Here is a 19,811-nt window from a genome sequence, read left to right on the forward strand (position 1 = left end):
GACTGTAGAATTCATGTTCGATCGCGCACGCGGTTCACGCCCACATGCGACGGGTTTGTCGTGCGCTAACGGTTGATCCGCGATGCGAGCCGCGTCCACGCTTGCGACAGCAATGCTGCAAGGCCGCGCGGCTCCTTGATCAGGAACCAGACGATCAGCGCACCGAACAGCGCCTTCTGAAAGTTTTCGAGTTGTCCGGGATCGACCGCGCCGCCGAACACCCCGCCCCCGAAACGATCGAGCAGGATCGGCACGAAGATCATGAAGGCGGCACCGAGAAAATTGCCACGGATGCTGCCCATGCCACCGATGATGATCGCGAACATGATCTGGAAAGAACGGTCCAGGTTGAAGCTGCGTGCATCGACGGTGCCAAGATAGGCGAAGGCCCAGAGCGCGCCGGCAATCCCGATCACCAGCGAGCTCACGAAGAACGCCTTCAGCTTCCCGGCGGATACGGGCACGCCAATCACCGAGGCTGCGGTGTCCATGTCGCGGATCGCCATCCAGGTCCGACCCGTCTGGCTCCGAACCAGCCGCGCCGCAACGGCCGTCACGACCACAACGGTGGTGAGTGTCAGGAGATAGCGACCGGTCGGGCTCGAGAGATCATGGCCGAGGAACGCGAGCCGCGGCGCCGAGATCGAGCTCGAGGTCGAGTAGTTCGAGAACCAGCCATATTGATTGAACAGCCATTCGAGCAGGAACTGGGTCGCCAGCGTCGATGCGACGAGGTAGAAGCCCTTGATCCGCAGGCTCGGAAGCCCCGCGACGACCCCCACAAGCCCGGAAATGATACCCCCGACCAGCAGGCTGACCGCCAGCGGCAGCTCCGGCAGTCGCAGCAGCAGATTGTAGGTCGCATACGCGCCGACCGACATGAACCCGCCACTGCCGAGCGAGGCCTGTCCCGCATAGCCCATCAGCAGGTTCAACCCCAGCGCCGTGAGCGACATGATCAGGAACGGGATCAGGACGGCGTTGAGCCAGTAATCGTTCGCCACCAGCGGAATGCCCGCGAGTGCGGCGAGCAACACCACAACCGAGCCTGCGCGCAGCCGGTCGCGCGCGCTCTGCGCAGTCTCGTGCGACGGGTTGAACCCTTCGATGGCTTCCGTGCCGATCGTCGACATGCGTCAAATCCTTTCGATCGGCGCTTCGCCGAACAGACCAGCCGGCCGGATCAGGAGAAAGGCGACCGCCAACACATAGGAAAACCAGGTCGAGACACTGCCTCCCAACAGGCTTCCGAGATAGATTTCCGCCAGGCTGTCGCCGGCGCCCACGACCAGGCCGCCGACGATCGCGCCCGTGATCGAGGTAAATCCACCGATGATGAGCACCGGTAGCGCCTTCAGCACCACGAGAGTCAGCGCGAACTGCACGCCCTGGCGTGCGCCCCACAGCAGACCCGCAACCAGCGACACGAAGCCGGCAACACCCCAAACGATCTGCCACAGCGCTTGCAACCGGATCCCGATCGAGAGTGCAGCCTGCGGATCATCGGCGATCGCTCGCAGCGCGATCCCGACACGGGTCTTGTTGAAGAAGATCGAGAGCGCGACCACGAGAATCCCGGCGGTGCCTGCTGCGATGAGGTCGAACTGGCTGACCTGAACCCCGCCGATCTCGATCGGTGTATCAACGATGCCGAGATCGAGCTCGTGCACGCTCGCACCCATCGCGATCTGCGCGAGGCCCTCTATCACGAAAGACACTCCGAGCGTGGCCATGAACAGGGTGATCTGCGGGCGATTGACCAGCGGCCGCAACACGACGCGCTCGACGGCGATCGCGATCAGAACCATCACCGCCAGCGTGATCAGCGCCGCCAGCCAGAAGTCAATTCCCTTGTCGCGCAGCGTCACAAAAGTGAGTGCCGCGCACAATACCATCGACCCCTGCGCGAAGTTGAAAACGCCGGAGGCCTTGAAGACCAGCACGAAGCCGATTGCGACCAGCGAGTACATGACGCCCGCGAGCAGGCCGCCGACCAGCGTTTCGATGAAGAAGCTCATCTCGACCTCAATGCGCCGTGCCCAGATAGGCCGAGATCACGTCCGGATTCTTGCGCACCTCTTCCGGAGAGCCGTCCGCAACCTTCCGGCCGTAGTCGAGCACGACCACGTGATGCGAGAGCCCCATCACGACACTCATGTCGTGCTCGATAAGCACGATGGTGGCGCCGAGGCTTGCATTGGTCTCCAGGATCAGGCGGCTCATCACGTGCTTCTCATCCTGGTTCATCCCAGCCATCGGCTCGTCGAGCAGCAGCAGGCTCGGGCGGCCGACCAGAGCGCGCGCGAGATCGACCCGTTTCTGAACGCCATAGGGAAGCGTTGCCACCACTGTGTCGCGATGCCTGGTCAGGTCTAGGAACGCGATGATCTCGTCCGCCTGGCGCTTGAACTCGCGGGTCTCGCGCCGATCCCGGCCAACGCCAAAGGCGTGCTCGAGGAGCGTCGTTCGGGAATGCCTGATCAGTCCGGCCAGCACATTGTCGAGAACGCTGAGATGCCGGAACAGCGCGTTATGCTGGAAAGTCCGGCCCACGCCCAGATGCGCCGCATGCGCCGGGCAGATCCGGATGAACTGCTCGCCATTGAACGTGACGCTGCCGCTGTCGGCCCGATACACCCCGTTGATGATGTTGAGCAGCGAGCTCTTGCCGGCCCCGTTCGGACCGATCAGCGCGCAGATCTCGCCACGCGCGACCTCGAAGCTCAGCGCGTTGAGCGCCTTGATGCCCTGAAACGACAGGGACACGTCGCGGAGTTGCAGGATCGGTCCGGACATCGCGCCTCAGGCCTCGACCGGCTGTCGCCCGGCCACACCGGCCGCCTGGGCGGCGCTCCGCTTGACCGCCTCGATATCACGATAGGCCGCGGCAGGATGGCTCGACGGCAGATATGGCCCCTCGCCGAACAGCTTCTCGCGCAGCGTCCCCGGACGATAGCCTGTCGGATAGACGCTGCGCTTCTGTAGCTCCGGCACCAGCAGATTGACCACGTCCTCGAAGGTCTCAGGCGTCACCGCATAGGCGAGGTTGAAGCCGTCGACGTCGGTCTCCTCGACCCATTCCTGCAGGATGTCGGCAATTGTCGACGGCGAGCCGACGAACACCGGACCGAGGCCGCCAATGCCGCCCCAGCGCGCCAGCTCCTCAATGGTCCAGGACTTGCTGCCGCTGGCAAGATGATCGACGACAGACACGATCGCGTTGGTCTCAACCTTCCTGACCAGATCGGTCGGCGCATACTGCCCGAAATCGATGCCGCTCCAGCCGGACATGAACACCAGCGCGCCGTCATAGGAGGCGTATTGCTGATACTCCCTGAACTTCGCCTCTGCCTTGGCGTCGGTTTCGTCGACAATCACCGTGACCAGATTGTAGGTCAGGATCTTGCTTGGATCGCGGCCGGCTTCGGCCGCCTGCCGCCGCACCTCGGCTACATAGGATTTCAGAACCTGCTTGATCGGCGCGGCGACGAAGACGCATTCGGCATGCTGGGCCGCAAACGCCTTGCCCGGCCCGGACGCGCCCGCCTGGTAGAGTACCGGCGTCCGCTGCGGCGACGGCTCGCAGAGATGATAGCCAGGCACGTCGAAGTATTTTCCTTTGTGGCCGATCTCGTGAACCTTCGACGGATCAGTGAATATCCGCTTCCCGGCATCGCGCAAGACGGCGCCCTCCTCCCAGCTTCCCTCGAGCAGCTTGTAGAGTACCTCGACATACTCGGTCGCCACTTCATACCGGTTGTCATGACGGCGTAATCCGCCCTGGCCGATATTCTTCGCTCCACTCTCCAGATACGATGTCACGATGTTCCAGCCGACGCGCCCCTTGCTGTGGTGATCCGCGGTGGAGAGCCTGCGGGCGAACGTGTAGGGATGCTCGAATGACGTCGACGCGGTGATGCCGATGCCGAGATGCTCGGTTGCGAGTGCAATCGGCGCCACCAGCTGCAGGGGATCGTTGACCGGGACTTGCGCCGCCTGCTCGAGCGCATGGAACAGGGAGTTCTTGTAAACGTCATAATAGCCGATGACATCGGCGATGAAGATGCCGTCGAAAATTCCGCGTTCCAGCGTTCGTCCAAGATCCTGCCAATAGTCGAGGTCCTTGTACTTGTAGGAGCGATCCCGGGGGTGCGCCCAGACACCGGGAGATTGATGGCCGACACAATTCATGTCGAACGCGTTGAACCGGATTTGTCGTGCCATGCGGATCTCCGTTGCACCGCTCACCAGCGACGCTCGTGCTGCTTTCTCGCAGCTATCCCGCCACAACAAGCGATCGATGGTCCATCGCGTTTATCGGCGGTTTTCGATGCGCGTGTTTCGCCGTGCTCCCTGTGGAGATGAGAAAGTTGCTGTCGGGTTGCTCTCGGTGTCCGTCGTTCGGAGATGTTATGCAGCACCGTCGATGCAGCCCCCGACAATAAATCACTTTGAACTCATCGTATTTCAATACGATTCGGCGCGCCGGTCGGCGCTACGGGGAATACTCATTTCGGACTGAATGTCGTCACGATCATCTCGGCCGCCCTCGAAAGCGGTCTCACGACTCGCTGACGCTACCGCGGAAGCATTCGAACGCGATCTCGCGCAGCAGTTTTTTCTTCGAGCGGCGTGCGACACCGAACGAATCGCGCTCGATCTTCCCCAAATACAGTCTGGCTCTTGGGCGACGGCGAATTATTCTTCGAGGCGACGAAACCTATCGATCGACCGATCCTCAGACGAGCAGAAGCAGGACTATGACAATTCCCCGCAGCAGACCCATCATCAGCGACGATGAGCTCCACAAGCGCTTCGCTCCGGTCTTTGACACTATCGCGGCAGGTGCGGTCGCACGTGAACGAAACCGCGAACTCCCACATAAAGAGATTCTGCTGCTGAAGAGAGCGGGTTTCGGGGCTCTGCGTGTGCCGGCCGAGTTCGGTGGCTTCGGCGCAACGCTCCATCAGACGTTCGATCTGCTTATCCGGCTCGCGACCGCGGACTCTAATCTGCCACAAGCATTGAGGGCGCACTTCAACCTGGTCGAAGACTTGCGACTTAACAACGACGAGGCGGTCAAGGCGCGTTGGCTCAAAGCGATCGCAAAAGGAGCGCTGTTCGGTGTCGCTGTCACTGAATTGGGTGTTGGAGCGGTCGATCGCTACCGAACCGCCGTGACGCAGGCAGGAGGCGAACTGCGGTTGAACGGTATAAAGTATTACACAACGGGCGCCCTTTACGCCGATCACGTGATCGTAGCGGCTGACCAGGATGGCAAACGCGTTACGGTCGTTACCGACAGCGACCAGCCTGGCGTCAGCGTCAAGGACGACTGGGATGGCTTTGGCCAAAAACTCACCGCGAGCGGCACGGCAGAGTTCAAGAATGTGACCGTCACCCCGGACCGAATTATCGGTCCCGGCTATGGAACGGAGGGCCGGGTTTTTGGAACGGCTCACGTTCAGCTGATCCTGCTCGCGACCCTCGCTGGAATTGCGCAGCGGGCCGCGACCGACACTGCCGCCTGGATCAAGGCACGAAACCGCACCTTCACTCATGCTGTTGCCGACTTGCCGCGGAACGATCCCCTGGTCCAGCAGGTTATCGGAAGGCTTTTGAGCGCTGCTTTTAGCGCGCGCGCAACTGTCCTCGCCGCCGCCGACGAGCTCGCCAGAACGCTCGACGGCCGCCATCAAGACCCTCAGCAGCTAGATGCTTCCGAGCTCGCGGCAGCACACGCACAGGTAGTCGTCATCAAGCTCGTTCTCGACGCAACGACCGAACTCTTCGAGGTGGGCGGCGCCTCTCTCAGCTAGGAGAAGCTCGCGATCGACCGGCATTGGCGCAATGCCCGGACCATTGCGTCGCATAACCCCGCGATCTTCAAGCTTCGCGCAATCGGTGCGTATGAATTGAATGGCGAAGGTCTTCCATATGCATGGAGCGCTGGCGTTCGTGCGGCACCACAACATAGCCCCTAGCACGCCGTGTTGTCGGCAACGTCGTGCAGCGCACGAGATGCCGTCACACCCCGGGTTCCTTATTCCTAGTTCAAGTTATCGCTTTTCCGGGAGAGACGAGTGTCCAACACCAAACGGAAAGTCGTGATCGTCGGAGCCGGTCTTGCTGGAACAACGGCGGGGCTGGGGCTCGTGAACGCAGATTTTGACGTCACGATTTACAGTGATCGAGATCGCGCGTCATTGCGCAACGCTGTGCCCCCCACAGGCACGGCCGTCTATTTCGGCAAGTCACTCGAATACGACGCTGAGATCATCGAGAATCTCTACAACGTTGGAAACAGCACCGGGATGAGCGTCCGCATCTTCTCCGGTGCCGGCGACGCCCGAGCCCCGGTTATCGAGTTCGATCGGCCTTTCAACTATAGAGCACAGGCGGTTGATACCCGCCTCCGTGCCGACGACCGCCTTGGTCGCTTCCTGGCGCGCGGTGGCAAATTCATCGTGCGTGCTGTCACACTGGAGGATCTGGACGCAATTGCCGCGACAGCTGATCTCACCCTCGTCGCGACCGGCAAAGGTGGCTTGTCGTCGCTGTTTCCAGTTGACCCGGATCGCACCATTTACGCCGAACCGCAGCGGCACCTGCTGCTCGCGACGTTCAAGGAGTTCGATCGTGCCGATCATCAGTTCGTCTATCGCAGCTCTGACGGTGGCAGGCACAATTGGTTCAACATTCATGCCGAGTTTGGCGAGACGTTCTTTGGCCCATATTTGCACAAGGATCTCGGCGCCACACGGGCGTTCATCGGTTTTGCAAAGCCCGGCAGCCCGTGGATCGACTTGTTCAATTCTGTGGTGGATACCCAGACCGCCCGCGACGCTGTCGTGGACTTGTTTGCGACGTATTTTCCGGAAGATGTCGCGCTGATCGAACAGCTCGAACCTCTGCATGACGACCCCCACTCCTGGTTCCTCGGCGCAGTCACGCCGACGGTTCGTCGTGCCGTTGCCAGCACCAGAAATGGGCACTCTGTTGCCGCGATCGGCGATGCAGCGGTCTCCTTTGATCCAATTGGTGGTCAGGGAGCGCAAAATGCTGTCGTTCAATCCGCACTGCTGATTAGAGCGCTGAAGGAGCACAAGGGCAAGATCACGCAAGAGTGGCTGCAGGAGCAGTTCAGCAAGCATTGGGCTTATCGCGCCGAGGCGGCAACGGAAGTCACCCGGCTGTTTCTCGGTGAAGCGAAATACGCGGCGCATGCCGAACTTCTGTTCCCGGCCGCCGCAGTCAACGCACGGGTTGGAAGCGCGTTCTTCGACTTTCTCTCAGAACCGCGGCCACTGCTTGGCGTCCAGACTCGAGAGCAGATAGCCAAGTTCATTTCGGATCTGGCGGGCGAGCCGGCGGAGAATGTCTTGGCAAGGTTTACGCGCCCACAGCAGTTTTCGCGCGCACAAGCGGGCGATCGCGGAGTTGTCCCGTAACCATTGAACCCAAAGCGAGCAGAAAGGGCCATAATTTGAAACTCAATCGCCCCCCGGTCCGGAGGAGGCAGCAGATGCTGACAGCTGTTCGACTCGCAGCCGAGAAGCCATTTGCGGCTGGCGATGTCGGATCACATCGGCACTGATGTTGCATACTGATGATCGGATAATTCGGCCAGACATAGGTGCCAGCCAAACCTCGCGGAGATGAGGCTCGATGCCGCGCCTTACTCGGGCGCCAGGCGAGGCCTACTGGCACAATAATCTTCTCATTCCGAGTATCAACGCATTTCCGCGCTAGCGTGATCCGATAGCGTCGTTGAAATCAATCAACCAGCAACTTCGGGGCCGCGTATGAACGATCAGGCTGGGCGACATGCGATCATCATCGGCGGCGGTGCCAGCGGGGTTCTGCTGGCCTATCAGCTTCTGAAAAATCCTGCCTTCAATTTTCGCGTAACATTGATCGAAAAACGACCCGAGATTGGACGCGGTCTTGCCTATCACACGGGTAATCCGGAACACCTGCTCAACGTGCGCGTTGCGAATATGAGCGCGCTGCCCGACGAGCCGGAGCACTTCTGGCATTGGCTCTGCACACGCCCCGACGGCCCATTGTGCCCGGATCCCTACTGCTTCGTTCCCCGCCGCATCTACGGCGACTATCTCGCCAGCCTTGTCGAACCTCTCATGGCGAGCGACGGAACGGGGCGCCTCGCCATCGTGCAGGGCGAATGCGTCGACGTCCGGGAAAACCCCGCGGACGTTGCGATCACCTTGGGCGATCGCCGGAGTTACAGCGGCGACGTCGCGATATTCGCGACCGGGCATGACGCCGCAGCCGCCAACCTTTCTTGCAGTGCCGATCCCTGGGTTCCACCGTCTGATGCCGTCGACAAGCAGGCAACAGTGCTGATCCTTGGCACCGGGCTGACCATGGTAGATTACGTGCTGTCCCTGATGCGCAAAGGACATCAGGGACCGATTGTTGCAATGTCGCGTCGCGGCCTGCTGGCGAAAGCCCATCGTCCTGTTGATCCCATGCGGATCGAGGAACACGAGATTCCCTTTGGAGCGAGCATGAGCGCTCTGTTGCACTGGTTTCGGCAGCTCATCGAAGCGCACGTCGCCAAGGGCGGCGAGTGGCGCAGCGTGGTCGACGCCATCAGACCTTTCACCCAACGCCTCTGGCATCAGCTTCCGGAGCTTTCCAAGCGCCGCTTTCTCGAGCATGCCCGCGCCTGGTGGGACGTGCATCGCCACCGGATGGCCCCCGAGGTTGAGACCCGCATCGCGCAGGCGCTGGCTGCCCAGCGTCTCATCCTGATCGCGGGAAAATTGGCCGCAGTCGAACCGAACGAAGGGGGCGCGCTGGTTCGCTATCGTCGGCGCGGTGACAGGCGCCCGTCCGAACTACAGGTCGGAGCGATCGTTGATTGCACTGGTATCGTCAGAGATCCCGGCGTCACCAGCAACCCGGCCGTGCGCTGCCTGCTGGATCACGGGCTTGCGCGGGTTGATCCCTTGCGTATCGGCATTGAGGTTGCTGCGGAGTGCGCAATCGTCAATCGTAGCGGAGTTCCCTCTCGACGATTGTTCGCCGTCGGCCCGCTCACGCGGGCGGCCTTTTGGGAAGTCAACGCGATACCCGACATCCGCAACCAGTGCGCGGAGCTTGCCGCGCATCTGGTCGCTCGCGATTAGGCGACGGGCGCCAGTTGAACAGATCTGCGATACCGAAACTCTGGGTCGGACACCGTGAAATGCCCCGCAAGCCCCTGATCGAAGCCATGGAGACCGCACTTGACATTGACGTTAGAGAGAAGGGGTTGGGCGACCGTCGACAGGAGATTGCGATGAGAATTCAGGAGGCAGCTCGTCATCTGAACGTTAGTGCCCGTGTACTCCGGCACTACGAAGCCGAAGGTCTGATCGAACCGCGCCGCACACCGAGTTTCAATTACCCACAAGTTCTCCTCCAACCATGGCGCCCAGCGCGATGTCAGTGAGGCGCGACAGCCCGCGCCACATAACCGTATTGCCGGCGGGCGAATCGCTGGCGCGGGCGAGATACCTGTCGAGCCGGGCGATCTTGATCAGATAGTGCGAGAGCGTTTTCTGTCTTGCTCTTGGTTTGTCGTTGACGAGGTGATCAAGCACACCGATTTCAGTTGCAGACAACGCGAGGGTTAGCGGCGCGTCTGGAGCGGAACGGTTGAGCATCGCCATCCAGAAGACCTACCAACTCAGGATACAACGAGCGAGATCAGATTGGTCAGACGCTGGGCGGTCCTAAGCTTCGACTCCTCAGCTTTGTGGCCTGATTTGAGTATCTTATGGAACACCTCGATCGTCCATCTCAAAGTATACCGTTCGAGCTTCTCTATGGCGTCGGTGCGGGAGCTAGCAGGCAGATCTTCCACTCGATTTTCTTTCTGTTCTTTGGCGTCACGCGCTCTTCGGCGTGGATCACCGTCAAGGTCAGCGCGGGGTAGCACTTCTGCTGTCCGATCGGCGGCAGGGCGCGAATCTTGCGATATCTGATCTCGAGAACGGCTTCATCGGGATCGCCGTTATTGTTTCTGACGTCAATGCGATGCAGGCCTTTGACGACGACCTCGTCCATTTCGTCGGCGATCGTGTGATCGCCATCCGCAGCCAAACGATTAACACAAGTCCCTAATCACGAAATGCGTTCCAGCTTCTCGAGCCGCGCAGAAACAGCTCATAGATGTCGCTCTCGCGATCACCGACATGAACGCATCGTCCCGGACCGCCCAGCAGCTCCGCCAATTGCCGGACATTGTCCAGCCACCGAATGCTCTCCTCCTTCTCGAGGGGAACGCGCGTCCGATTGATCGTCTTCCGGTCATAACCGTCGGAGAACGACATGCGCAAGCTGTAATTACCGATCGGCTCCACCCCGCGACATACAGTCCGCTCGACACTGTCGATCTGGCGCCGGACTTGGGTTGCGGCGCGGCCGGCGCGCCGCAACACTTCCGCCTCGAGCCGACAGGCCCCGCAATCGGGCCAAGGTCAGCGCTAGCGTGGGGGAGTTCTCAATCAGTTCAATCTGAATGGGCTGCATGCTCGCGCTGCTCCGTCAGTGCCGATCATTTAAGCCGGCCTGGATCGGTTGGGCTTGCAATAAATTGCTTCGCGCCGCCCGTCGACCATCGTCAGGGCGTCTGTTGCGGCTTGACAGGCGCTGGTGCTTTCGAGGAAATGCTCGTTCGCAAAATCTATGGACGCGAGCGTCGATGATTAGGTCCGAACTCGTTGAGCGTATCGCTGGCCGGAATCCGCACCTCTATCAGCGCGATGTCGATAGCGTCGTAAGCGCAATCCTCGCTGAGATCGCTGCTGCGCTCGCGCGTGGAGATCGGGTTGAGCTTCGTGGTTTCGGCGTCTTTTCCACCAAGCAACGGCAGGCTCGCACGGGGAGAAATCCGCGAACAGGCGAGTTCGTACAAGTCGACAAAAAACGCCTTCCGCTTTTCAGAGCGAGCAAGGAAATGCACAAGCGCTTGAACCGCGACGCACGGCGGGAGACCGCAACTTTTGATGTCACAAGGCAACTCGTACCCCAGCGGGGGTGGTGATACCCGTGCCTTGGGGGCCAACCTCGTCCGAATGTCGCGATCAGCCGATGCGACCGGGTTCTCGGGGAGATACGCAGATCGAGCACGAGTAGTTCGACAACTTATATATTAGGCATCGCGTCGATCTGCGACCGCGTCTACTTCGGAACCCTCTGGCGCCAAGGATCTGCCAAGCGTCGCTCCGCCTCATTGATCTCTACGCTGCGCTTGCACCACCAGCCGAGAATTCGGGTCGATGGATAGGTCAAGGATGAACTGGTCTCCAGGGCTGCCCGCCTCCATCGCCGCGCGCCAAACCTTTCGTAAGGCCCGGCCCAGCTCGCCCGAATGCACTTGACAATCCGGGAGGAGCGGAACACGAAGATCGCACTTAACATTGCGTTCCTCGCTCTTACGGATCAGTCGGCGCGTCGCTACGGACTTCTCGAAGGTTGAAAGTGCCTCGACGAGCTGCAGAGGTGACACACTACCATCTGTCTCCTCATCTGTCCAAACAGAGACGGTCTGCGCTTCAATCACAAGGGCAGTCCTCTAGTTAATCCGACTCGCAGCCACTCTTTCATTTGGGATCGTGACGAACCTAGCTAGCTAGTTTGACACCTCAGTCGTCCCGCTAACGAGGTTACTGACTTGGCCCTCGCCGTCAAGCCATCGGGTATCTCGGGGTTGGTCGATCGCGTGCGCGACGGCACGATCTGACTGCCGCCAGCGCTCAGTCTTCGGTGGCGGCAATCGATTCCATCAGGGACACGAACTGAGGTTGCCGCCTCTGAGTTCACCGCGCGGGCCGCTTGACGGTTGCGACCGGTTATATCATTGGCCAAAAAACCGGTCAGGAACGCAAACAACACTCCGACCGTGCCGAAAAACGGAGCGACCACGCCATCTACGGCGCACCAGCACAACCGTTGCAGGGCTGCAACTCGCGATCACAATGACAGCGCCAGTCGTTGCGTAAAGGGCGATGAGGACCGCGAACAATTCAAATGCTGGAAAGTCCAACCAGGCTCTGATCATTGGGTTAGGCGATCCTGAATTGCAAGGCGACGACTTCGATCACAAACATATGAGCAGCGAGCCGCCCAATAATATATTGCTAGTGAAGCACAACCAAGGGCCACAACAGAATGGTTCAGGGATGGTTCGTTCGCTTAAGGATCATTGTTCTCTCAGAATTTTTCCATGGCTTTTGCATGGGCAAACTCCGGGCGCCGCCAGATCACCTCGCTAAGACACCTAACTAGTGGCGCAGGATGTCAGCGATTCTTGATGCCATTGCGCAGGATTTCAGCGGACAGACGCGACACGTGATCGCTATGAAAACCGTGGCCGGGCTCAGCTTTCTGGGAGCGCGCCATCTGTTGAACTCGATTCCCAACAAAGAGAAGACAGCTATTGAGGGATCCGAGGTGGCCTTCTTGGACCGGCCGGGGGACCGGGAAGCCGAACTCACGCGTCGGTCCGAAGAAAGGCTGAAGCAGACGGAAGTCTCGCTCAGGCCAGCGCTTCCTGATGCTCATTTTGAGATCCATCGCGCGATCGGTAATGCGACCTGTGCCGAACTGCTGGCGCTGCATCGGCAGGCTTTTCCGGAATATGCCTCCGTCGATGAGCAATACTACGCCGAACGAATGCGCCAATGAGATGTGACGCTGATTGTCGTTCGCAGCGGCGGCGCAATGGTGGGGATGGCGCTGACCTTCCGCAGTAGCTTACTGCCCAATGACGCCGTCTATATTGATGAGCTTGCGGTACGCGCAGACCAGCGGCAAAAGGGGCTTGGCTCTGCACTCGTGGAGCTGGCTCTGCGCACTGCGTCTGTTCGTGGAATTCCGCAAGCTTGTCTGCTGACCCGGTTCGATCCCGCGGGATCACCTCTTATGAGGTTCTACGAACGACTGCAGTTCCGGGCGGAAGCGGATTATCCGGACAGCGGCAGGCTGTTCCGCCGCTCGATGTCGTTATTTGGGCCAGAGAATCAGCCAGGCATCGACGCAATCCTCGCGCGTCTCGAAGCACGGCTCAACGCCAATGTTCCGCAATTGCGGATCGAATGCTTCACGGTGACTACCCCTACCTTGATTCGAGATGATGTAATCGCTGGAAACGGTGTTTCCCGAGGATATCCGCTACAGCTGGGATGAGTTCTCAGACCGGATGGGCTTTCGCGACGCGTACGTGGGCGCCGTCGACCTACGTCGTCGGCGCCAAAACGTTTGCCGAGCAATATGTGCTTTCCGCGCTGATCGAGCAGCGGCTGCAGGCGGCGGGATTGCAGGCCTCGACGCGCGAAGGCCTCGGCTCCAGCGTGATTTTCCAGGCGCTCGCGGCCAACAACATCGACGTCTATGTGGATTATTCCGGCACGCTGTGGGTCACCCAGTTTCACCGCACCGACATGCCGCCGCGCGAAACATTGCTTGGCGATTTGAAGGAGACCCTGGCGAAGCAGGACATCACCCTGCTCGGCGCGCTTATGCGATGGTGATGCCGCGGCAGCGCGCCGATGCACTCGCTATTCATTCAATCACTGACCTGGCCGCACAAGCGCCGACGCTGTCGATTGCGGGCGACTACGAGTTCTTCTCGCGCCCCGAATGGACCGCCCTGCAAAAGGCTTACGGCCTCTCATTCCGCACGCAACGACAGATGCAGCCGGATTTCATGTATGCGGCAGTGGCTAGCGGCGACGTCGACGTCATCGCTGGCTATACCAGCGAGGGGCGGATCAAGGAATACGACCTGGAGACGCTGACGGATCCCAAGCACGCGATCCCGCCCTATGATGCGGTCCTGCTGCTGGCACCGCGGCGCGCGCATGATGCGGCGTTGCAGGAGGCGCTGAAGCCGCTCCTTGAGCGGATCGACATTGCGACGATGCGCGAAGCCAATTTGCGCGCCAGTGGCAGCAATGCGAACTCCTCGCCCGCCCCGGTGGCCCGTTGGCTGTGGCAGAGGATCAGCGGGCCGTAGCCGCAGGGCCCAGAGTGTCAAAATAGTCCACGCACACAGTGGACGCGGCTCATGAATGAAATCTATCCCGCCAACAACGTCGCCGACCTGCTGCCCAAGGATGATCAGACGCTCCTAGATGATAACGCTAACATCGGACTGGAGATGAATACGATCGAACGATTCAACAATCGTGAGTTCCGCAATCATAAACGCTCATTCCTGCACGCGTTGCGCTCTGTATTTCCAATTTCGTTCCACGCGATCGACAATTCCAGCCATGTCCGAGCGTTCGACTTGGTAGCGCGCTGTCTCGATCGGTTCTGCCATCGTGGAGATAGAAAACGTTCCTGTGCTCGCCGGCAATATACCCCAGGCATGCTTAAGTCTGTTCGATGCCAGATGCTTGCGTGGTGTATCGAACATAATCCGTTGCAACTTATGGGCGGCAAAAAAGCGTTCCATTGCCCGAATGTAAGAAATGGCGCCGATTCCACGTCCACGATGTTCTGCATTCCAGATATGAGCGTGCATGGTCGCGCTCACATTCGGTTCAATGTGAGTCAATTCATGCATGCCGATGCCGATATCCCTTACCCTCACTATCAAGATCGTTGAGGGGACGCTCTTCTGACTTGCCTTAAGCGCAAGACCCTCCCGCATCAATCGCCGGCTTGGCATCTTCTTCGGATCAATCCCCAATGTCGTGCGCAGGTCCTCCGACGATGGCCCAAACCAATAATTCAGAATCCTTTCGATATCTGCCTGCTCCAAATCGCACACTGTTATCTCTGATAACACGATATCTGGTCCAGCGAAGGGATCCACTCCTATGCTCATTTCTCGGTCCTCGTTTACAGGGATGCAGTCACCGCCGGGCTCTAGCATTTCACGGAAAGTATCGGATCCACGAGATCACTAGCAGCTGAACCCGCGCGGGTCCCAAGCCGTAGCGGCCGGCATAGCCTCGGGGTTCCGTCACAAGTTCGAACTATGTTCACAGGAGGAAAGCGCGTCTACGATCTCCCTACAATCTACAATACTATTGTGGTTGAATCCGGGGCAGTACACGATCTTCGTATCTTGATGCAAAAAGTGGAATTGCTCCAATTGAGCCATCGAACTGGTGTGATCGCCGGCGACAAAAACGGTACAAGGAAGGTTGATTTGAAGAGGCGTAGCAACATCAGTCAAAAGGCTAATGTTGCTGAGCACGCAGTCCGGACTGGTCAAGCCGCACTCAATCAAATCGAACAAGTACTGGTAGGCTGGATTGGCCCTCAATCTGGTCTCAATATCGATCGGATTGGTTGAGCCAAGCCTTCTCCTGTCGGGTGGATCGATCAGATGCAGCCGTGCCATGGCCCCTCTTCGAAAGAGAACTTCCGCCACTTCAATGGCAACGAAGGCGCCAAACGAGTACCCAACGATCGCATCGATCTCATCACAGCCGCGACTGCTAGCAATTGCAGCTCCAAGTGCTGCGACGGACCCGTACGGCCAGTGATCGTTATAATTCACGCTCTCACTTCTCACGCGCGAGCCTAGTTCTCTCAACATGCGAAAGTAGCATATTGGATAGGCGACAAAATCCGGAAGAAAGACGACTCTCATAACACCTCGTCCGCAGCATTCTCGTCTTCTTGGCGTCCAGTCATTTTGTTCGCGCTTCCAAGAGACCCAAGTGGCAACGTGACCAGGCGAACAGGCAATTGGCCGTGCTGGGCTACCCAACACTTGCATGGCTGATTAGATTGATCCCGGCCGGAAAGAACCCGCGGCTGTTGTATCGCTCGATCGCCTCGTCAAGTTGATAGGATCGGTAATCCAGACGCTGCAGTAGCCCCTGAGAGTTGGATACAATCTTGAGGCAACGTCGAAGATTTTCGTCTACGCGGGCCTCGCCATCCACGGTCGAAACATCCCTTAATCCATGATGGTAAAGATCGTCGCGGTATCCCGCCCCACATCGGGAAGCGTTGATAATGTCGAAATTTCCAAGAGCCGGAGACAGGGCAAGTCCGCCGGTGATCCTGCCAACGTTGACGACCCGGGACCGAGACCTGCCATTGCCATTGACATCAAGCAATTGCACAAGCCGCGGGAAGATCTCGCCGACATCCGAGTCAATGCAAAGGAATATTTTGCTGAAGCGAAGCTTGATTTCGTTAGGACGATCCAACCCGAAGGGTGTCCAGCACAGGGCCGGCTCGACAAGCGCTGGGTCGCGGTCTGATGCCCAAACCTGACAGCCCGCCGCATGGGCGACGAGCGCGATCATTGTGCCAACCAGTCCCATTCCTACGATCAACGCCCGATCATCTTCTGCCAGGCCAGCTCGATCGCACGCGTGGACAGCGGTTGCTCCAATCGTCGCAAGAATGGCGTGTTCCGGCTTGGTGCTTCGATCCATTTTGGATACGAGTTTCCTCGGAACCCTGATGTAGTTCGAGTGGGTCGCGATATTCCAACCCATGGCAAGGACGTCATCGTCACAGCGAACGTGCTCGACAAGGCTGCCGGTCGCAATAACGACACCAACAGCGCAGTAGCCAAGCGCCAGGCGGTCGTCAATCTTACGTAGCTCTGAAATGTAGTGACGTTCAGTTCCCGGACTAACCAAGGAATGCGTGACCCGGACCAGCACTTCGGTATCGCAGATTTCCGGCACGTCGTCCCAATGAAGGCCGACTCCAGACGCCCCTTCAGCAACAATCGTGTATCGCTTCAACACGCTCATGTCGCGGCTACCAGACTGTCCATGCACTTGCCAAAGTCCGGAAACGAGGTCCGAACGCAGGCCCCGCCGACCACGCGCGCACTTAGCTGGTGCGCCAGGAGTATCACCTGCGCAGTCATGGATAGCCGATGATCGCCGAACGATGGAACGTTGGGTTGAGGCTTAACAGTTTGTTGTCCCCGCATGTGAATATGAAAGCCATTGACCTCCACCCGGAGTCCGAGCTGTGACAACATTTCGCGTGTCGCCGCAATGCGGTCGGTCTCCTTGAATGTAAGCTCGAAAAGATCACGAAAAGTCGCCTCGCCAGGAAGCAGGCAGCATATGGCGGACGCCAGAGGAATCTCGTCGATCATGGCGTGGAAGGTCTCTTTGTTATTGAGATCAACTGCCCGCAAGATACCTCCGCCGCGCAGCTGCAGGGTCCCAATTGGCTCTCCGCATGCAGTGCCCGCCTCTTGAATTTCGAGGTCGAAGCCGCACCTGGCCATCCATTCGAAGAAACCCAGCCGGGTACGATTGAGACAGACGTCCCTTACCTCGAACACCGCCTCCGGATTATTCCGATTGATCAGCCAGAAAAGCGCAGCGATGTAAGCGATGGCGGACGGATCTTTAGGTACCTTGGCTTGCCCCGGCATCCGGAAATGTCGGGGCATATAAATCACACGATTGTCTGCCTCATTAACTGAGTCTCCGAAACTGGCAGCCATGATCTGGGTATGATTTCTAGCGAGTACCGGGTATTCGATTACGACGCGGCGGCGCCCAGCAATGCCGGCGAACATCAGTGCGGATACGGCCTGTGCGCTTCCAATACGTGTCCGCACCTCGCCGCCTTTGAAATCACCAGCAAAGATGCGTATCGGCAGCGAACCGCCCTCGCCGAGGTACTCCAACTGACCTCCCATTTGAGTCAATGGATCCACGATCCAATCGAATGGCCTCTTTCGGAGCGTCTCATCTCCATCGACAATGCAATTCCTACCCAAACCCACCAGCGCACCAATCAACAATCGGGCTGCCGCGCTGGACGGCCCGAGTTGGACAGTGGGAACACCCACCTTAGGAAGATCGCGCAAGCTGCCACGAAGGATAGTCTTCCGGCCGTCTTGGTTGTGCTCGATCTCAATACCCAGATGGGCCAACGCCTCCAAAAGCAGCCGCACGGCCACTCCCGTATTTAGATCGTCAATCTCGACAGGTTTGTCGGACAGAGCGGCAAACAGCAACAACCGGTGACTGATTGATTTATCTGAGGGAAGATAAGCGTCAACGCGTGGCCAAGAGGCTCGGCTATTGCTAATAGTTCCACCAACCTCCACATCCGGATAGCTGATCACGACATTGAGCTCCTATACATGTCGGGGTTGATCAGCTCTTCGTCGGTACGCAACTCCGCAAGCTGATACCTTTCGCCAGCACTTGGGCCAAACGGGATCGGACGATCCGTCTGTTCATAGTGACGTCTGCGATTTTTCTTGCGCTCAAGCCCAAGGTTGAAACCCGCCAGATCGATCGGCCATCGATCGAGTAGTGCAGCATCTGCCGCGTATTCGAAGATCTCGGAGCCTCTCTCTGTCCGCACGAGGACTCGGGCGTGCTTGGCGACAGTTTCACCATTAAGGCTTGCGCCGAATATGTTGGGATCTCCGTCGCAAACGCTGATGTCGGCCAGGCCGCTCATCCAATCTCCGCAGGTAAGACAGCGATGAGTCTTGTTCTCCTTGAGCTTGTTAAGGATCTGCCAAAACTCCACCGAGCGTTTTTCTTGATCGACGTCCGTCGCCTGGAATTTCCCTGGATAGGCTCCCTCACGATATTTCACGTTTACGGTCCGCTGTGGATCTCCAAGAAGAACATCGGAGATGATGCTGGATGTGCCGGCGGGCAACGTATTTGACGAGCATGCCGTTTCGATGATCAGCACAACACGTTGCTTCGCCCAACGGCCGATCGCGGTCTCTTGTCGTTGCAGTTTGCGAATAGCCTGCACGTGGCAGGCGAGGCCAACCACGGCGATGTTTTCATTTGGAACACGGTCATATGTTTCGCGAAGCGCATTGAGATACGGCGCCAGCTGATACGTCGATTGCGAATTCGCGATAACTGCGTCTTCCGCATCCGACACAACCGGACTGGCACGCCATCCCTCCGCCGGATCCCGGCCCATTGTCAAAATGTGCCGCACGTCAAGCCGTATCTTGGACGCCAGCAGAAGAGTCGTGACGGCTCCGCCGCTCGACGAGACGCGTCGAATCTCCTCCGACGTCGAATGCGCTCCAAAGAAAGCGGTGAAAATGCCCAACCAGCGTTCATCCGCCGTACGATGGCGGCCATAGAGGTGTATTTCGGATGTATCCGTTTCGGGATCGAGCCCAGGACACACCGCATGACAGTGATTGCAGTCGGCGCATATGGCGGTGTCGAAGTCGAGTTTCGGCCGGACACTATCCTGATCGAATTGAATGAGATTGTGAGGGCATACCAACCCACACGCACCGCAACCGGTGCACAGCTCGACAGCCAATACCTCTTCAAGGAGCTTTGCTACTGACACGAACCTCTCCCTTCGAGATCGAGCTCCATCTTTACGATTTCGAGCTGTACGGCGCTGTTGCCTCTTGTAAACACGCCTTGCCCTACGGCTTGGAAGCCGTATTTCTCGTAGAACTTCACCGCCGTAAGAGTGGCTTCGAGATACGCTTTCGTCGCCCCGGATGCTGCGATCCGATTTAGAGCCGTTTGCAAGAGTTGCTTTCCGACGCCACGAAAGGATCCGTCTTCAGCCACGAAGAGTTTGGTCACTTCAACACCATCAATTTCCACGAAGCCGACGATGAGATCGCCCTCAGCGACCCAGATCGATTCTTTTTGAACAGCATCGAGGTAGATGCTTGGGTCCCGGCCATGGAGCCACATCGCAAGCTGCGCCGCCGAGTATTCCTGGCGACACAGGGTCTCCACGGAATTCCGGTGTACCCGGAATATAGAATCGACGTCCGATTCGGTTGCGGGTCTGATCCGTATAGCTGGTACGGTCATGTCGTCCTCCTGCAGTCT

21 protein-coding genes and 1 pseudogene are annotated in these 19,811 nt (G+C 58.8%); 8 read left to right on the top strand and 14 right to left on the bottom strand.

From position 1 onward, the window contains the following. Nucleotides 1-65: 65 nt before the first annotated feature. From ACVIGB_RS25975 to ACVIGB_RS25990, 4 genes are read right to left on the bottom strand one after another with little or no spacing between them, the layout of a single operon-like run. Complete coding sequence (locus ACVIGB_RS25975; RefSeq protein ID WP_456720505.1) at nucleotides 66-1,133, bottom strand: branched-chain amino acid ABC transporter permease; 1,068 nt, start codon at nucleotides 1,131-1,133, stop codon at nucleotides 66-68. 3 nt (nucleotides 1,134-1,136) lie between these two features. Beyond that, nucleotides 1,137-2,018 (bottom strand): branched-chain amino acid ABC transporter permease, encoded by an 882-nt coding sequence (locus ACVIGB_RS25980; protein WP_456720504.1) that lies wholly within the window; start codon nucleotides 2,016-2,018, stop codon nucleotides 1,137-1,139. 7 nt (nucleotides 2,019-2,025) lie between these two features. Beyond that, nucleotides 2,026-2,796 (bottom strand): ABC transporter ATP-binding protein, encoded by a 771-nt coding sequence (locus ACVIGB_RS25985; RefSeq protein WP_456720503.1) that lies wholly within the window; start codon nucleotides 2,794-2,796, stop codon nucleotides 2,026-2,028. A 6-nt stretch (nucleotides 2,797-2,802) separates the two neighbouring features. Beyond that, nucleotides 2,803-4,224 carry an LLM class flavin-dependent oxidoreductase gene (locus ACVIGB_RS25990; protein ID WP_456720502.1) on the bottom strand — a complete coding sequence of 474 codons (1,422 nt, stop codon included), beginning with the start codon at nucleotides 4,222-4,224 and terminating at the stop codon, nucleotides 2,803-2,805. Nucleotides 4,225-4,760: 536 nt separating this feature from the next. On the opposite strand from ACVIGB_RS25990, the gene ACVIGB_RS25995 reads away from it, so the two are divergent. The 4 genes from ACVIGB_RS25995 to ACVIGB_RS26010 all read left to right on the top strand — a co-directional run bounded on the left by ACVIGB_RS25995 (nucleotide 4,761) and on the right by ACVIGB_RS26010 (nucleotide 9,460). Continuing rightward, nucleotides 4,761-5,819, top strand: coding sequence for an acyl-CoA dehydrogenase family protein (locus tag ACVIGB_RS25995; RefSeq protein WP_456720501.1), 1,059 nt, complete (start codon nucleotides 4,761-4,763; stop codon nucleotides 5,817-5,819). A gap of 264 nt (nucleotides 5,820-6,083) precedes the next feature. Next, a complete protein-coding gene (locus tag ACVIGB_RS26000) occupies nucleotides 6,084-7,451 on the top strand; it encodes a styrene monooxygenase/indole monooxygenase family protein (protein WP_456720500.1) in 1,368 nt (455 codons plus the stop codon). Nucleotides 7,452-7,805: 354 nt separating this feature from the next. Further along, complete coding sequence (locus ACVIGB_RS26005; RefSeq protein ID WP_456720499.1) at nucleotides 7,806-9,155, top strand: FAD/NAD(P)-binding protein; 1,350 nt, start codon at nucleotides 7,806-7,808, stop codon at nucleotides 9,153-9,155. A gap of 152 nt (nucleotides 9,156-9,307) precedes the next feature. Next, nucleotides 9,308-9,460: a MerR family DNA-binding transcriptional regulator gene (locus ACVIGB_RS26010; protein ID WP_456749384.1), complete on the top strand. Its 153-nt coding sequence runs from the start codon at nucleotides 9,308-9,310 to the stop codon at nucleotides 9,458-9,460. Here ACVIGB_RS26010 and ACVIGB_RS26015 read toward each other — a convergent pair. The 3 genes from ACVIGB_RS26015 to ACVIGB_RS26025 form a co-directional block, all read right to left on the bottom strand. Beyond that, nucleotides 9,408-9,680, bottom strand: a complete 273-nt coding sequence (locus ACVIGB_RS26015) for a hypothetical protein (RefSeq protein ID WP_456720497.1) — start codon at nucleotides 9,678-9,680, stop codon at nucleotides 9,408-9,410. The genes ACVIGB_RS26010 and ACVIGB_RS26015 overlap by 53 nt on opposite strands. 154 nt (nucleotides 9,681-9,834) lie before the next feature. Continuing rightward, nucleotides 9,835-10,077 carry a hypothetical protein gene (locus ACVIGB_RS26020; protein WP_456720496.1) on the bottom strand — a complete coding sequence of 81 codons (243 nt, stop codon included), beginning with the start codon at nucleotides 10,075-10,077 and terminating at the stop codon, nucleotides 9,835-9,837. Between the two features lie 53 nt (nucleotides 10,078-10,130). Then, the gene (locus tag ACVIGB_RS26025) at nucleotides 10,131-10,451 is read right to left on the bottom strand and encodes a hypothetical protein (RefSeq protein ID WP_456720495.1); all 321 of its coding nucleotides are present in this window, start codon (nucleotides 10,449-10,451) and stop codon (nucleotides 10,131-10,133) included. A 263-nt stretch (nucleotides 10,452-10,714) separates the two neighbouring features. Between ACVIGB_RS26025 and ACVIGB_RS26030 the strand changes: the two genes are divergently transcribed. Beyond that, on the top strand, nucleotides 10,715-11,056 hold the full coding sequence (locus ACVIGB_RS26030; RefSeq protein ID WP_456720494.1) for an integration host factor subunit beta: 342 nt from the start codon (nucleotides 10,715-10,717) through the stop codon (nucleotides 11,054-11,056). 584 nt (nucleotides 11,057-11,640) lie between these two features. Here ACVIGB_RS26030 and ACVIGB_RS26035 read toward each other — a convergent pair. Continuing rightward, nucleotides 11,641-11,937, bottom strand: a complete 297-nt coding sequence (locus tag ACVIGB_RS26035) for a bestrophin-like domain (protein ID WP_456720493.1) — start codon at nucleotides 11,935-11,937, stop codon at nucleotides 11,641-11,643. Between the two features lie 372 nt (nucleotides 11,938-12,309). On the opposite strand from ACVIGB_RS26035, the gene ACVIGB_RS26040 reads away from it, so the two are divergent. From ACVIGB_RS26040 to ACVIGB_RS26050, 3 genes and pseudogenes are all read left to right on the top strand, one after another. Continuing rightward, a complete protein-coding gene (locus tag ACVIGB_RS26040; protein WP_456720492.1) occupies nucleotides 12,310-12,699 on the top strand; it encodes a hypothetical protein in 390 nt (129 codons plus the stop codon). A 3-nt stretch (nucleotides 12,700-12,702) separates the two neighbouring features. Next, the gene (locus ACVIGB_RS26045; RefSeq protein ID WP_456720491.1) at nucleotides 12,703-13,200 is read left to right on the top strand and encodes a GNAT family N-acetyltransferase; all 498 of its coding nucleotides are present in this window, start codon (nucleotides 12,703-12,705) and stop codon (nucleotides 13,198-13,200) included. Next, nucleotides 13,197-14,029: pseudogene (locus ACVIGB_RS26050) on the top strand (glycine betaine ABC transporter substrate-binding protein). Before ACVIGB_RS26045 ends, ACVIGB_RS26050 begins: the two are co-directional and overlap by 4 nt. Nucleotides 14,030-14,224: 195 nt before the next feature. On the opposite strand, the gene ACVIGB_RS26055 reads toward ACVIGB_RS26050, so the two are convergent. The 6 genes from ACVIGB_RS26055 to ACVIGB_RS26080 all read right to left on the bottom strand — a co-directional run bounded on the left by ACVIGB_RS26055 (nucleotide 14,225) and on the right by ACVIGB_RS26080 (nucleotide 19,793). After that, on the bottom strand, nucleotides 14,225-14,848 hold the full coding sequence (locus tag ACVIGB_RS26055) for a hypothetical protein (protein WP_456720490.1): 624 nt from the start codon (nucleotides 14,846-14,848) through the stop codon (nucleotides 14,225-14,227). A gap of 138 nt (nucleotides 14,849-14,986) precedes the next feature. Beyond that, entirely contained in the window at nucleotides 14,987-15,529 is a 543-nt protein-coding gene (locus ACVIGB_RS26060) for a hypothetical protein (RefSeq protein WP_456720489.1), read from the bottom strand. Between the two features lie 205 nt (nucleotides 15,530-15,734). Next, the gene (locus ACVIGB_RS26065) at nucleotides 15,735-16,748 is read right to left on the bottom strand and encodes a hypothetical protein (RefSeq protein ID WP_456720488.1); all 1,014 of its coding nucleotides are present in this window, start codon (nucleotides 16,746-16,748) and stop codon (nucleotides 15,735-15,737) included. Further along, entirely contained in the window at nucleotides 16,745-18,091 is a 1,347-nt protein-coding gene (locus tag ACVIGB_RS26070) for a 3-phosphoshikimate 1-carboxyvinyltransferase (RefSeq protein WP_456720487.1), read from the bottom strand. The genes ACVIGB_RS26065 and ACVIGB_RS26070 overlap by 4 nt, the downstream gene beginning before the upstream one ends. Continuing rightward, nucleotides 18,088-19,308 carry a Coenzyme F420 hydrogenase/dehydrogenase, beta subunit C-terminal domain gene (locus ACVIGB_RS26075; protein WP_456720486.1) on the bottom strand — a complete coding sequence of 407 codons (1,221 nt, stop codon included), beginning with the start codon at nucleotides 19,306-19,308 and terminating at the stop codon, nucleotides 18,088-18,090. Before ACVIGB_RS26075 ends, ACVIGB_RS26070 begins: the two co-directional genes overlap by 4 nt. After that, nucleotides 19,299-19,793 carry a GNAT family N-acetyltransferase gene (locus ACVIGB_RS26080; protein ID WP_456720485.1) on the bottom strand — a complete coding sequence of 165 codons (495 nt, stop codon included), beginning with the start codon at nucleotides 19,791-19,793 and terminating at the stop codon, nucleotides 19,299-19,301. The genes ACVIGB_RS26075 and ACVIGB_RS26080 overlap by 10 nt, the downstream gene beginning before the upstream one ends. Between the last annotated feature and the right edge of the window lie 18 nt (nucleotides 19,794-19,811).

It is taken from the genome of Bradyrhizobium sp. USDA 4341 (assembly GCF_054063755.1).